Raw genomic sequence first — 13,185 nt, forward strand, 5'->3', positions numbered from 1 at the left:
TGTAAAGCGTTGTGACTTTCATCCAAATAGCTATTAAAACGTACTATCAAAAAGATTTTCAGAAATCGCTTGTACAATATCTGCATCTGTAAATTCCATCAGTTCATCTCTCGTAATATTTTGCTGCTGGATTAAACGATTCGATTGAATTGTCACCAGCTTTTCAAATACATTGCGAATATAACGACCGTTTGAGAAATTCGGGATTGTTTCAACAGGAATCTGCTTTAATTGTGTTTTCATATGCTGCGCAAAAGCGTCGCCATAACGATAATCGTTATTTTTACATAGCATCGCAAAAATTTCATATAGCTCGTCTGTGCTAAAGTTATCAAATTGTACAAAATGATTAAAGCGCGATTTGAAACCTGGATTGGCTTGTAAAAATTCCTCCATTAGCTCTGTATATCCTGCTACAATGATAACTAAATCATCACGTAAATCTTCCATTGCTTTTAACAAGCTATCAATCGCTTCTTTACCAAATGCATCCTGCTTATCATTAATTAATGCATAAGCCTCGTCGATAAATAACACGCCACCTGTTGCTTTTTTCACAACTTCCTGTACCTTTAAGGCTGTTTGACCAACATAGCCTGCTACTAGACCCGCACGATCTGTCTCAACGAAATGCCCACTGGACAAAACACCAAGATGTTTGTATATTTGACCAATAATGCGAGCAACAGTTGTTTTCCCAGTTCCAGGGTTTCCAGAGAATACGAGATGATACGTAATAGGGAAGCTCGTTAGGCCGTGGTCAACGCGTAAGCTTTGAATTTTTATAAAGTTGATTAGATTATGTAATTCCTTTTTGGCATTCGGGAGCCCTACAAGTCCATCTAATTGTGCCTGTAGTTTATTTATTTCCCTTTCTATTTCAGGTGTGATACGCAGACGCTCACCGTAGATAAATTCTCCACTATAAATTATTTTGCCTTCTTCATTATAATAATCGCCACGACCATGTTTTTCCCCATTTACAAGGTCGCCTATATAGGATGCTTGCCCATTCACATAATAAAGTGTGCCTTTCCCAGTCATAACATCCTCTTTAAATTGACCTTCCGCTTCAAGCACACCTTGCCTTGAAAAGACTTTACCTTTTCCATGCTTCATATCTTCAAAAAAATAACCTTCGTAGTGTAGAGCTGTTACACCCGATTGAAGCTCTATTGCAGTAGGCGTTTCTGGAACATAATACAGCTTCCCTGCCCCCTGCATATGGTTCCACATAAAATCACCTTCGTATTGTAAAAAACCACTTGGGTAATATTGTATACCCTTGCCTTTTTTCATACCATGTACAAAATCTCCCTCAAATTGCGGTCGATTTAAGTGCGGATACCGCTCTCGTAAATCTTTAAATGGTGCAATGACATCCTCTTCATAATATAAAACACCATAGCCATCCATTAAGTCATTGCGAAAATGTCCATCGTAATAAACCTTTCCATCTTTATATAAAATACCATGTCCTTGTTTTTTATTTTGAATAAATTCGCCTTGATAAATCATTTGACCTTTTAAATACATGATGCCGTTGCCTTGCTTCATATGATTGACGAATTCTCCCTCGAATAACAACTCCCCCTCCTGATCAAAAATCGTCCCCTTGCCATCATATATATCATGGCCAAAATCGTTTTTCTTAACGCCACCACTGTACATTATCTTCCCATCTGGGTAAAAAAGCTCTTTTTCTTGATGATTATAGTTCATTTTATTGCCTTCCTTTATCAATTCAGTATATGCTCAATTATAGCGTGGAACAGAATACATATGTGTGAATTTTTAGAATTTAAGGAGATTAACATGAAAAAAATCTATAAGCTAATTTTAATTGTCCTATTCCCCCTTATTATCTTGTATGTGACGACATCATTATTAACTCGAGATTCTACTTTCAATAAGGAAGTTATCGATCGACTTGATATCGAACAGATTAATGAAATTGAAATTATTCGTGCATCTGACGAAAAAACAATTACAGTAAAAGATGCAGCAAAAATCAGTGAAATTATGCAGTTATTTGAGAACAAAGAAATACGAAAAGTATTTTTTGCGAAGTCAGATTTTAAAGAAGCATACTGGTTAACATTACAGATTAATGATAATCGTGAAGTCGGCATACGCCTCGATGATTCAACACATCTATTTGTATATTTATACGAGGAAAATTACATGAAAGACTATAAGCTGTTAGACAAATTGAATACTAATTATATTGAAGAATTATTTTAATATAGGGCTAAAATGAGAATGAAATCCCCAGTAAATCATGGGGGAACAGTACATGTTGTAAGACGCAAAAAAACCGCGCATCAAGAATATTGCGTCTTACACTGTGCCTTAAAGTAGTTTTATTGGAAACTAGCGTTATTAAACTAAATGTTTAACCATTGTGAAATAGCTACTTCCCGGAGGATAATCTTTTATCTCCCCAACAACTACATAACCTCTTGCTTCATAAAACGAGCGAGCTTGAAAATCATAGGTAGTTAATAATACCTTTTTTGCCCCCATTTTGATAGCAGTTGCTTCAGCTTGTAACAGCAATTTTTCACCCAATCCCTGTCTTCGATATTCCTTACTAAACCAAAACTTATTAATTTCTAGCCAGTCCCAATAAACCTCCGCTGTTAATCCACCAATCCATTGACCCTCATTTGAAACAATAACATTTAACGGCTGAACTGCCCCCTCTTTTCTTATTTCTTTATGGTAGGCAGAATGTTCATTATTAAACTTTCTTAAACTTGTATTAAGAAATGTGACAAATGCTTCATGATTTTCTAATAAAACTTCTACATTATAATTCATCTTTCCCCCCCTTAATACACTGCCCGCTGTCTCCTCTTAGATGATCGGTCGCTATTTCTACTAATAAAGTATCACTAGTTGCATAATTCATTCAATACCTATCGTTCTTTACGCTTCTTCACAGTCATTATCGTTGCAATAACGATTGCTATCTTTACCAATACAATTAATACGTAAATACTAAAAGAAATGATCGATGGTAACAGCACTAACCACCACGACCATGTAATGACTTCTGTCAGTTTTAACACAATAAAGACGATGGTTAAAACTTCTGCTACTCCCACAATCTCACCCCCCTTAATCATTTATTTAGTACAAAGTATAGCCGATTCTTCTTATTTTGAGGAAGGCACTCTAAGGAACATAGCGGTATAAAATTCGTTTAAATAAAACAGGAGGGAATGTATGGAAATTACCTTGAATATATGGTCACTGATTTTCTTAATATGTAACATTATTTTATTTTTTATTGTAGGTTCATCCGCAACATTTCCAAGCTTTTTCATCTCTCATTTACATTTTCATCCCTTGAACGCGATATTACTCCTAACAATAGGATGTTTCTTTCTAGCCCTTATTGGGATGAAAGATATTAAAAATAGGACTACTTTAATTATTAGCTATATTACGATTACGATAACTTTAATTTTCATTGTAATGATCTCTTTTATATTAATTATTGGACTCTTGTTCAGTTAGATGGTACTAGCTAATTGTGCGAAGGCAGAAAGAATCATGTGATTCGTCCCCCATTAGAAACGTGTTAAAAATTGTTAATAATCCAAATATTAACATTCATCAGTATTTCATTGTCCTGTATTGTTTTACAGTTATAGAGAGGTACTTACATAAAGTTGAGTATCAAATAATATATGAAGGAGGTTTCCTTTTAGGTTAATGTAGAAATTCGAGTTTACTAATAAGCACGACTATACTAGGAGGGAAATAAATGCAAACTCAGCTAATTCGAGAGAAATTTTTATTTTCAGATTTACCTGCAATGAACTCAAGTTATGACAAAGTGAGAGAAGCATTCAAAGAAAAATTCAAAGTAAATCCAGATGGCATTGCAGTAAATAGCGAAACTTATTTTAAAGGAGTTACGCCTGCAATCACTGAGCAATATGGCCACCCTTGCTACAAAACGCTTGGTGAATTTACTTATACTAAAGGAGACGGGGCCCCCCCTAAATCTGTTATTGTCGGTAGTAATATTGCTGTAAATCATGGGGATGAAGCAGCCACTATGACTTTAGAAGTACAAGGCAGTTGGCAAAGTCAACAAACATGGTCTACCGAAAGTACAACAGGCTTAACTTTTTCTTCTAAATTTACAATAGAGGGATTTTTTGAATCAGGCATGGAATTTTCTGTTAGTACTACTATAGGGGAATCAAAAACTGAAACAGAATCAAAAACGGCAACTGCCAAGATAGAGGTAACAGTACCACCAAGAAGTAAAAAGAAAGTTGTTATAGTTGGGACATTAAAAAAAGAGACTATGCATTTCCGAGCACCGATTTTTGTCAATGGCATGTTTGGTGCAAACTTCCCTAAGAGAGTGCAAGATCATTATTTTTGGTTCCTTAACGCGACAAGTGTACTCAAAAATACTTCTGGTGAAATATCTGGAACAATAAAAAACTCCGCCGTCTTTGATGTTCATACGGAGATTGGTAAAACAGAGCCTTTAACAGCCGAAGAATTAAGTGAATTTATGGCATTAACTAGATAGCTTAGCTTTATCGGTGGGTTGACTCAAACCCACCGATTTTACTATGGCCTCGAATATGGGCAAATCGCTGATAGGACCATCAACATAATTCAACCCTTCATGAGGACAAAACTTCGTTAAAAATTTGTCCACCATCTTTTATATTAATTATTTTTAAACGATTCGTATTTTTAATAAAAATAGATTTAAAAAGCTCTGTGCCATTTTCATCAATAATTAATAAAATACGTTTATCACTAGTATCTGTTACCTTTTCAAAGTGAATGTCGTCTTCATTGTCGATTTGTTCGTTAATTTTGCTATATTCAGGTAATGAAGTCCATTCACTAAGGTCAATATTTTCCTTATGTTCACCTTGTACATTTTGTTCTGCCTGTATTGGTTGTTCAATCTGATCTTTTCCTTGTTGATTTTCCTGTTTCTCCTGCTGGTGAGAGATATCTTGATTTGTAGCCTCATTTTTATCAGTTGCTTCATTATTGTTGCAAGCTGCTAACATTGTTACGACAGCACTAATTATTATCATTTTTTTAAACACGTTGCATTACATCCCCTTGTAGTCTCATAGTTTACGATAATCGCCTAATTATGCTATTATTTTTTTGTATTTTTAAGCATAGGGAGGAAATTTTATGTCAAATAACACAATTAAGTGGACCATTATTACTGCTGTTTTAACAGTTTTCGTGTACATTGATGGCTTCTATTTGTGGGACATCTTTTATGTCACTATTCCTTTGGCGGTTTTGTCATCTATAATTGCGATGGTAGTCACGTATAAAGAACTAAGACCTGTTTATATGCTTTTAAACGTTTTATTCACATTTATTGCGATTATCGCATTTTTTGTATTAAACAAATGACTTTACTATGATAGCTATCATTGATTTATGTTACACATAGCTCTTTCATCTGCTGTTTACCCAAAATCCTTCTCGTTTACTTGCTCGTTTGATAGAATATTGGCTTGAAACATCATTATAGCTTTCATATAGTTTAAGTGTAAATCAAAAGCTATAATTACCAACATCTTTCTATCGTAGTTTTTCATTATTAATCAATAACTGTTACTAAAATCGTTTTAGGTCATTTCTAGTGACTTATTTTATAGCGAAAGACCACCCATCACTGAACTGCACACCAATTGTTAGATATAATCTAACATTTGTGGTGCGGTTCATCACAGAGTGGTCTTTTTCCAAAGCTAATAAATAGGTAGATTACGTTAGAAAAATCAATTTAATCCCAATATCTATCCATTAATGATGTTGACCAATTTGGCTGTTTCACATCGCCTTTTGGTAAGAACTCTTTCATTACAGGTTTAATATCAATAATAGGTGTTCCGTCTATCGCATCTAATCCTTTAACAATTAATGTTCTTTGTTTTACATCTATTAGTTCTACAATAGTTACCCCCAATTTATTGGGTCTATTTTTTCCTCTTTGTGCAAAAATGCCAACCTCAGGATAATTTTTATTGTTTCTAGGATGCCTTGCATCATACTGAATTTTTTCATCTGCAACCTTATCAAAATAAAAAATGATTTCCAAGTGAGAAAAATCGTCAATACCCTTTAAAGACGATTCATTAAAATTTTCTGTAAGTTCAATTGTTGACATTATTGAACCCCAATTATCATCCTCAATTTCTTTTCTATTATTATTTACAATCGCTACTGGCTGTATAGAATACTGCATAGTTAACTCTCCTCAAATTAGACTTTATTTTGATAATTCCCACAAAAAATCATCGTCCTTTAATTTTCTTCACAACAATATCTATTCATAATTCCAACCGATTTTCTAAAGATGATGCATATTGACCTGCTGATTGTGGACGACTATCGCGTTCACTCTGCCAAAAACGACACTGACTCTATTTTCATCTTTACAAATTCTAACGGTATTCATCAAACAAGCTGCTAGAAATATAATCTGGAGAAAAATCATTGAAAAGTATAACTTACCATAATTGAATTTGCTTGCTTTGTGACATTCTGATGCCTTATTTATAGTCAGCCAAAATGTAAACTTTAAGATTATATAGGAGAAACTAGATCACTCCGATATAAAATTGACAATAAACACCTATAGTCACTTAACAAGTAAGGTTAAAAATAATGCAAGCGACCAATTCGATGAAAATTAATTGGTCACTTGCTTAATTTTTCAACTTATTTGTTGTAACATAGCTCTTTAAAATTACATCTCAAACAGCGCCATTCATCTTGTGTTTGCTCAAAATCCTCAAGGTCTACTGGCTCGTTTGAAAGTATATCGGATTGATACTTTTTCATTTCTAAAACACTGTGTCGAAATGTATGTAAAATATTGTCCATATCGAACGACGTAAACATATATTGTTTGCGTTGCCCTGTCACTAAATATTCATTATAAACTTCGATTTTTTCTAGTGAAACACCGTATTTTTGTTGGATATAATAAGCATAAAGCGCCAATTGTTGACGATCATCGTCCGATTGACCACCCGTTTTCCAGTCAATAATAATCCATTTATCTTCTATATCATCGTAATAATGAAAGTCCATCACGACAAAAACTTGCGTATCCTCAATTTTCATCGAGCGAAACTGTTCTGGCTCACCAATTCGTAATGATCCTGTATGAGCAGTAATTTGTAAAAACGTCTCACTTAAAAGAAAGTTCGTAAACACCGCTTCCATTCGATTTTTATAATCTGTAATTAACTCAGCATTTAGCTTTCCCTCATAATAGATTTCCTGCATCATGTAAAACTTGTTAGGTTTATGTCTCCATAAATCCACATGTCGAGTCGAATCAATAAAGGCAGCATTTAGTTGGCCACGCGCACGATTTACAAGCTCTGACACAGACGGTACTGTCTTTGTTTGCAAATAATCGATAATTGTTTGCTCGATTAATCGATGGACAATTTGCCCAAATAATATAGGCATCGCTTGCAGCTTTTTTAAGCGATACACATGCTGGTGAAATGGTTCCACCTGATGGCTCAGCCATCCATTATGAGAAAAATAATATTCATAGCCATATTTTCTGGCACAGCTTGTTAATGTTTTATGGCGTGAAAGTGACCACGAAAATGTTGGAAAAGGTGAAATTTCAAACATGCGAACCCTCCTTATAACTGTTGGAAGAAATCATAAACAAGTTGTAGAATAAGCACTATTGTAACAACACGTAACAGTATCTTTACTTGATTTGCCTTTACTTTTCTTGCAAGGACAATGCCAATTTGCGCCCCAATAATGGAACCAAGCATTAAAACGATTGTGAGCGGCCATTCTATTTTTCCAGTGGCAATATACGTAATGGCTGCCCCTGAGCACATCGCAAAAACCCCAACACGAGACAAGCCTACAGCTTTTATATAGGAAAGTTTTTCATGCGCATACGTATACAGCGCCAATGTACTACTGCCAGGACCAAATAAGCCATCATAAAATCCTACGCCAAGCAAAATGGGACCATTTTTCCGAGTCATTTTAAATCTTTCTACATCACCAAAATCTGCACCACCGATAAAGGACATGATGAGTGCGAAGCCAAGTAAAATAATAGCAATAAGCGTTAACGTCTGGCCACTCATAAAGGAAGCAAAGAGCCCACCCAATGTTCCACCAATCAAAGATACAAGCAGAACTGAACGCATTTCCGCCCAAGACAATTCCTTTCTTCTAAAAATGGTATAAAAGCTAGAAAAAGCACTTACCATATTGGAAACTTTATTCGCTCCAATTGCTGAGTGAACCGGTACGCCCATCAACATCATTGTTGGTAATGTGATTAATCCACCACCGCCTACTAATGTGCCGATGACATTACCTGCAATACCGATCACTAAAAATAAAACGTATTCCATCTAATCCTTCTTTCTAACCACTTGATATCAATCTTATGTTACAGTATAACAGAATCCTATTTTGAAAGAAGAAAATATCGAGGTGATCTTATGCATGCACAACAAAAAACACCTACCCCAAAACTGTGTAAGCAACTAACAATAATTGTGGCAACCATTTTTACAGCTGGTATTACCGCAACTTTGATTCAATATCGTAAGCTCCCCTCCTCCATTCCTGTTTTACAAAGCTTTACGACAGAACATGCACAGTTCGGCCCTAAAATCGCTATCTTTTATTTACCATTTGTAGCGTTAATGCTCTTTTTACTTTTGCATTACTTGGAAATAAAAGCGGCTTATCCATTAGTACGTAAACATAAGCCTACCTTATCTCATATTGAGCGACAAAATGGGATCATCACCTTCTGTCTTATGAAAAACAGTATTTTGCTGTATTTTACATATTCACTTTTCAATGATTTATCAGTGTCAATGGGCCATACTCGTATTTTACAACAATGGCATGCTTATGCATTTCTTGCCTTGTTATTCATCATCTTTATAGCGGGTATCATTCGCGGACTATACCTCCAACATAAAGCAAAAAGCTAGCTACACAATCACCTTTGTGCAACTAGCTTTTTTTCTATTGAATACTCCACTATTATTGGCTACAGTGCTTCTCTTTCAATATCAAATATTAGCTGAAAAATTAATAAAATCTCTCACAAATCATTGACTGAGAATAATTATCAATTATAAAATTTTCATAATAAAATGACAAAGGAGGACGACTTATGTCGAGTTGGGGAACAAGTATTGTAAATGCTGCTAAAAAACGGCTAAAGATCAAATTTGGCCAGTTACAACTATCGGTAGTGCGGTGGGTGGTGGTCTTCACGGTGTAAGTATTGCTAGAGAAACAGCCAATCAAAACAAAGCAAATGTACACGTTAAAAATGTTGCTAATGTACACTTACTCATTAAAAATGTAGCTAAAACTGTTGTATCCACAGCAGTTAAATCATCCGTTGTTGGCTTAGTGGCGTAAACTTTGGCTATCGTTTAGGGCAAGAAAGAGGATGGTGGAAATAATCGCTACTTTCACACTTAATTTTTCAGAAAATATTAAATATTTGATATTTTGTATATAAGACATGATGAGTTATTGACTCAACAATGCTTTTATAATGAAGTGAAAGAATATTGGGAAGTAAAGATTGAGAACTTCCCTAACAATACATTATATTACTTTCAAACAAAGGATAACTACTTCTTAGATCCGAGCAATCCAATAATTCACCAAGATGGGAAAATGTATTATTCTGTTTATACAGAAAAGCCAAAAACACAACAAGTTAATATGACAGCAAGTGTTACTATAAACAATCAGAAAACAGATGGCAATATTACACTTACAGTATTTGTAAATGATGCTTTTATTTCATTGTCAATCACATTGCATTTCAATAAAATGGCGCAAACAACAGCGCATATTCTCACAATCGAATGGATTAGTCCTGAAGAAACGTATTATATAATGGACAACCTTTTACTATTCGAAAAAGGATCAACTAAAGTTCAGGCAAATCCTCATTTACGAATCGACCCTACAACTATGAAATTAGGTATTTGGCATGTAAGAATTTTAGTTAGTAACATTCTCGTGCAAAAAGTACAATTCAAGTTATCAACCATTTTGTACTTCAAGGAAAGTTGGTGAAGTATTATATGGTATTATCAATCACTCGCTTATTTTTTATATTTTACTTTAATAATATTTATACCTTCATTTGTAAGGGGTTCTCCATACAAGGAGACCCCGAAGTCTTCTTATACAAGAAGATTACTAGCCTCTATGGTAGTGGCTCTTATCATGACATGTATTGTTACTCTTTTAGATATAAGATTTCCTTTTGGATTTGATTAGACTTTTCTTTACTTCGTACGAATGTTAAACAGACTAAACAATATTTGCAGAAATTCCTTGGAAAAAGTAACTGTGAATAATTAGACAGTATACTTAGCTAATTAGAGACGGTGTTTAAAATTAAAAATTTAATAAAAATAGATTAGTAATAGCATCATTATTTTTCTCTATAAGTATTTTTATCATGATAATTGTGAAAACTGATGATATCAGTATATCCACCTAATAATCTCAATTATTTTTGCGGTATTTATCGCTGTCATATTTTTCATTCTAAACTACCCATCTAAAAGTAAGTAAGTTTCACATTTTCAACTCATAAAATTCATGCTCGTTGAAAAGATAGAAATAACTTTCATTGTAGAAGAGGCAGAACTAGATATTATCAAAGTATTTTCTGTACAGAACCATACTTTTTTCAATGTGCCTATCTAATCGTTGAAATAGTCTGGATTTTTTGAAATAAACCCAACTTTAACATCACATATCAAAAGTCGATTGAATCCTAATATTTTGGACCAATCGACTTTATCGTTTATATCACATCGTTCACTTTCTTTTTATTATGAGAAAAACTACTTTCAAAGTATAAATTCATTAATATAAGCCCTAAAGCAAAGGCAATAAGTCCTCCACTAATAAATGAAAGTATCAATTTATAAAATAATCCAAAATCGGCTGTATAGTGGTAATAATCCAATATTAGAAAAATTCCTATTGTACCAATAATCGAAGTAAAACTAGAAATACAATAAGCCCAGATGAATTGTTTTCTGCTGTACAAAATACTTCCCACTTCCTTTCGATGCTCTTGTATTATTAGAATGAGAAAAATGAAATAAAAATATGCATTTTTTAAACATTTATTTGTAAATTATCACAGAGCTTTTCTTTATTAATTTATACCCCATAAATAGTTTTCTTAGCCGTGTATGTTATGAAGCCAAAATTCCGTATTGTACTGCGTTTCACAAATTACGGAAAATAGATTATACTGGAACTAACTATTAACAATCTTATTCAAAAAGGGGAATCTCCTATGACAGAAAATAATCAGACGGAAGCACCAAAAAAGAAAATGACTCTACAAGAAGCAGTAAAGCAGCAGCTTGAAAACAAAAAGAACAAAAACGCTTCAAGTAAAGGGAAAACGAATGGCGATACATCAACAAAGAAAATGAAAAGCCAACAAACAAAAAAAACAAGTAATACACGTAGAAAAATGGGCGTTTAAGAAAGGTTTGATAAAAAATTCATTAAACGCAAAAAGCATTCAAGGAACCGCTATGTTTCCTGAATGCTTTTTATTTGATATTCACTCTTCTAATTTTCATTCAACCGCTTTCCGAATCAATTGGACCTCTTCTAATTTTAAGTTTGTTAACTCCATAATTTCTTCATTTGTATTTCCTTTTAAAATCATTCTTTTCGCGATACCTTCTATCCCTTGTTTAATTCCTTTTTCTATTCCTTTTTCTATTCCTTTTTCTATTCCTTCTTGTTCCGCGTAGTATTTTGCATCTTCAATTTTTGCTTCTTCATCAAGTATATACTTAACTCGTGATTGGTAAGCGATAATCGTTTCAGGATCTTGACTGATTTCTTCCCATGCTTGAAATGCTTTACGTATGTTTTCATCTGTCATCGCTATTTCCTCCAATGCTTGATAAATATCCTCACGAACTATCTTTTTACCGCCATCTACCAGACTAAACATCAGTAACCACCTCTCTAAAACTTTATTGAATAATTGCTGTTCTTCATTTTTCCAAGCCTTTAAAAATTTATCCATTTCAATAAAATGAACTTCTAACACTTCATCTGATTTTTTTACACGCTGTAAAGTCTTATCCTCATACAAATGATAAGTGCTATGATAATGAACTATCTCCTGAAACAATGAAAAATTACAAATGTTAATTGTAATGGTAGGGTTCAATGTATGATACCCTTTTCCCTTTTGTAATTGTAAGTTGTATAACCTTGACCAATAATATAAAGTACGTTTGAACATATCCTTCTTATTGGCTAATTGTATTTCTATATTTATCAACTCTCCATTTTGTGTTTTCAAAACAATATCTAATCGGGATTGTTTATCCTTTTTATATTCGCCACCTACTTCTTGATTAATAAAGGTCACTTCTTTTATTGACTCTCTGCCAGTACTTTGTAAAATAGCATTTAAAAATACAATCGTTAAATGCTTATTTCGCTCGCTACCAAAGAGTTGTTTAAAAGCGAAATCGATCTTTAAATCTAACAAACTAGCAAGCGGAATGGTATTAAGAGCTTGTTTATTCAAATTTATTTCACCTTCGCTCAATAAGATATTCGAAACGATTATAGTTAGAAATTAAAAGATATTTTTTTTAAGGTTACTAACCTAAATTAGCCTTATTTTTAAAAATTATTATCAATAACATCGTCGTACTTAATATAATACCTAGATAAGGGAAAACAGAGGAACTGTAATAATATTTAGTAAGGTTAAACCAATTACTAGTCCACAAAGTACTAAAAAGACAGAGAGAATGTTTTTAATCATAATTATCATATTCCTTTTATAAATACTTAGTTTACGTTTATATTATCTTGCCCATAATCGACATTTCAAGCGACGAATTACTGTCGGTAGCCCCCAGCTTAATGAACACTTGAAACTAATGCAAAATCAAGGATGTTCATCTTTCAATGCCCGCACATCAAGTTTTGCTAACTGTTGATCATTAAATTCAAAAACCTCATCACATTGAACTGCACCCCAATTGTTAGACACATCTAACAATTGGAGGTGCAGTTTTTTTATGGCTAAATATACTGCAGAGGAAAAATTACAAGCAGCTT

At 33.5% G+C, this 13,185-nt stretch carries 15 protein-coding genes; 7 read left to right on the forward strand and 8 right to left on the reverse strand.

Annotated elements, in window-relative coordinates; genetic code table 11:
* Nucleotides 1–33: 33 nt before the first annotated feature.
* Complete coding sequence (locus ACIP9C_RS14485; protein WP_401011689.1) at nt 34–1,722, reverse strand: AAA family ATPase; 1,689 nt, start codon at nt 1,720–1,722, stop codon at nt 34–36.
* Between the two features lie 93 nt (nt 1,723–1,815).
* On the opposite strand from ACIP9C_RS14485, the gene ACIP9C_RS14490 reads away from it, so the two are divergent.
* Nucleotides 1,816–2,244, forward strand: coding sequence for a hypothetical protein (locus ACIP9C_RS14490; RefSeq protein WP_401011691.1), 429 nt, complete (start codon nt 1,816–1,818; stop codon nt 2,242–2,244).
* 138 nt (nt 2,245–2,382) lie between these two features.
* Here ACIP9C_RS14490 and ACIP9C_RS14495 read toward each other — a convergent pair whose 3' ends face one another.
* Nucleotides 2,383–2,823 carry a GNAT family N-acetyltransferase gene (locus ACIP9C_RS14495; protein WP_401011693.1) on the reverse strand — a complete coding sequence of 147 codons (441 nt, stop codon included), beginning with the start codon at nt 2,821–2,823 and terminating at the stop codon, nt 2,383–2,385.
* Nucleotides 2,824–2,921: 98 nt separating this feature from the next.
* On the reverse strand, nt 2,922–3,110 hold the full coding sequence (locus ACIP9C_RS14500; protein WP_401011695.1) for a transmembrane Fragile-X-F protein: 189 nt from the start codon (nt 3,108–3,110) through the stop codon (nt 2,922–2,924).
* 665 nt (nt 3,111–3,775) lie between these two features.
* Between ACIP9C_RS14500 and ACIP9C_RS14505 the strand changes: the two genes are divergently transcribed.
* Complete coding sequence (locus ACIP9C_RS14505; protein WP_401011697.1) at nt 3,776–4,561, forward strand: hydralysin-2; 786 nt, start codon at nt 3,776–3,778, stop codon at nt 4,559–4,561.
* A 97-nt stretch (nt 4,562–4,658) separates the two neighbouring features.
* On the opposite strand, the gene ACIP9C_RS14510 is transcribed toward ACIP9C_RS14505, so the two are convergent.
* Nucleotides 4,659–5,087 (reverse strand): hypothetical protein, encoded by a 429-nt coding sequence (locus ACIP9C_RS14510; RefSeq protein WP_401011699.1) that lies wholly within the window; start codon nt 5,085–5,087, stop codon nt 4,659–4,661.
* 106 nt (nt 5,088–5,193) lie between these two features.
* Between ACIP9C_RS14510 and ACIP9C_RS14515 the strand changes: the two genes are divergently transcribed.
* Nucleotides 5,194–5,424, forward strand: a complete 231-nt coding sequence (locus tag ACIP9C_RS14515) for a hypothetical protein (protein ID WP_401011700.1) — start codon at nt 5,194–5,196, stop codon at nt 5,422–5,424.
* 376 nt (nt 5,425–5,800) lie between these two features.
* Here ACIP9C_RS14515 and tsaA read toward each other — a convergent pair whose 3' ends face one another.
* The 3 genes from tsaA to ACIP9C_RS14530 form a co-directional block, all read right to left on the reverse strand.
* Nucleotides 5,801–6,262 (reverse strand): tRNA (N6-threonylcarbamoyladenosine(37)-N6)-methyltransferase TrmO, encoded by a 462-nt coding sequence (gene tsaA, locus ACIP9C_RS14520; RefSeq protein ID WP_401011702.1) that lies wholly within the window; start codon nt 6,260–6,262, stop codon nt 5,801–5,803.
* A gap of 476 nt (nt 6,263–6,738) precedes the next feature.
* Nucleotides 6,739–7,674: a PD-(D/E)XK nuclease family protein gene (locus tag ACIP9C_RS14525; RefSeq protein WP_401011704.1), complete on the reverse strand. Its 936-nt coding sequence runs from the start codon at nt 7,672–7,674 to the stop codon at nt 6,739–6,741.
* Between the two features lie 11 nt (nt 7,675–7,685).
* Nucleotides 7,686–8,426, reverse strand: coding sequence for a sulfite exporter TauE/SafE family protein (locus ACIP9C_RS14530; protein WP_401011706.1), 741 nt, complete (start codon nt 8,424–8,426; stop codon nt 7,686–7,688).
* Nucleotides 8,427–8,516: 90 nt separating this feature from the next.
* Here ACIP9C_RS14530 and ACIP9C_RS14535 point away from each other — a divergent pair, with 90 nt between their 5' ends.
* The 4 genes from ACIP9C_RS14535 to ACIP9C_RS14550 all read left to right on the forward strand — a co-directional run bounded on the left by ACIP9C_RS14535 (nt 8,517) and on the right by ACIP9C_RS14550 (nt 11,572).
* Nucleotides 8,517–9,020, forward strand: coding sequence for a DUF1648 domain-containing protein (locus tag ACIP9C_RS14535; RefSeq protein ID WP_401011708.1), 504 nt, complete (start codon nt 8,517–8,519; stop codon nt 9,018–9,020).
* Between the two features lie 271 nt (nt 9,021–9,291).
* Nucleotides 9,292–9,459, forward strand: a complete 168-nt coding sequence (locus ACIP9C_RS14540) for a hypothetical protein (protein ID WP_401011710.1) — start codon at nt 9,292–9,294, stop codon at nt 9,457–9,459.
* A gap of 117 nt (nt 9,460–9,576) precedes the next feature.
* Complete coding sequence (locus ACIP9C_RS14545; protein WP_401011712.1) at nt 9,577–10,131, forward strand: hypothetical protein; 555 nt, start codon at nt 9,577–9,579, stop codon at nt 10,129–10,131.
* Between the two features lie 1,246 nt (nt 10,132–11,377).
* On the forward strand, nt 11,378–11,572 hold the full coding sequence (locus ACIP9C_RS14550; protein WP_401011714.1) for a hypothetical protein: 195 nt from the start codon (nt 11,378–11,380) through the stop codon (nt 11,570–11,572).
* A gap of 96 nt (nt 11,573–11,668) precedes the next feature.
* On the opposite strand, the gene ACIP9C_RS14555 is transcribed toward ACIP9C_RS14550, so the two are convergent.
* Nucleotides 11,669–12,643: an Rpn family recombination-promoting nuclease/putative transposase gene (locus ACIP9C_RS14555; protein WP_401011716.1), complete on the reverse strand. Its 975-nt coding sequence runs from the start codon at nt 12,641–12,643 to the stop codon at nt 11,669–11,671.
* Nucleotides 12,644–13,185 lie beyond the last annotated feature (542 nt).

The sequence above is a fragment of the Lysinibacillus sp. NPDC093210 genome (assembly GCF_044753985.1).
GTDB lineage: Bacteria > Bacillota > Bacilli > Bacillales_A > Planococcaceae > Lysinibacillus.

What these genes read in the sequence shown, in the direction of transcription:
- ACIP9C_RS14515 (WP_401011700.1), top strand. Translation starts at nt 5,194, where the DNA reads ATGTCAAATAACACAATTAAGTGGACCATTATTACTGCTGTTTTAACA.
- tsaA (WP_401011702.1), bottom strand. Translation starts at nt 6,262, where the DNA reads ATGCAGTATTCTATACAGCCAGTAGCGATTGTAAATAATAATAGAAAA.
- ACIP9C_RS14485 (WP_401011689.1), bottom strand. Translation starts at nt 1,722, where the DNA reads ATGAACTATAATCATCAAGAAAAAGAGCTTTTTTACCCAGATGGGAAG.
- ACIP9C_RS14530 (WP_401011706.1), bottom strand. Translation starts at nt 8,426, where the DNA reads ATGGAATACGTTTTATTTTTAGTGATCGGTATTGCAGGTAATGTCATC.
- ACIP9C_RS14525 (WP_401011704.1), bottom strand. Translation starts at nt 7,674, where the DNA reads ATGTTTGAAATTTCACCTTTTCCAACATTTTCGTGGTCACTTTCACGC.
- ACIP9C_RS14510 (WP_401011699.1), bottom strand. Translation starts at nt 5,087, where the DNA reads ATGATAATAATTAGTGCTGTCGTAACAATGTTAGCAGCTTGCAACAAT.
- ACIP9C_RS14495 (WP_401011693.1), bottom strand. Translation starts at nt 2,823, where the DNA reads ATGAATTATAATGTAGAAGTTTTATTAGAAAATCATGAAGCATTTGTC.
- ACIP9C_RS14550 (WP_401011714.1), top strand. Translation starts at nt 11,378, where the DNA reads ATGACAGAAAATAATCAGACGGAAGCACCAAAAAAGAAAATGACTCTA.
- ACIP9C_RS14535 (WP_401011708.1), top strand. Translation starts at nt 8,517, where the DNA reads ATGCATGCACAACAAAAAACACCTACCCCAAAACTGTGTAAGCAACTA.
- ACIP9C_RS14490 (WP_401011691.1), top strand. Translation starts at nt 1,816, where the DNA reads ATGAAAAAAATCTATAAGCTAATTTTAATTGTCCTATTCCCCCTTATT.
- ACIP9C_RS14505 (WP_401011697.1), top strand. Translation starts at nt 3,776, where the DNA reads ATGCAAACTCAGCTAATTCGAGAGAAATTTTTATTTTCAGATTTACCT.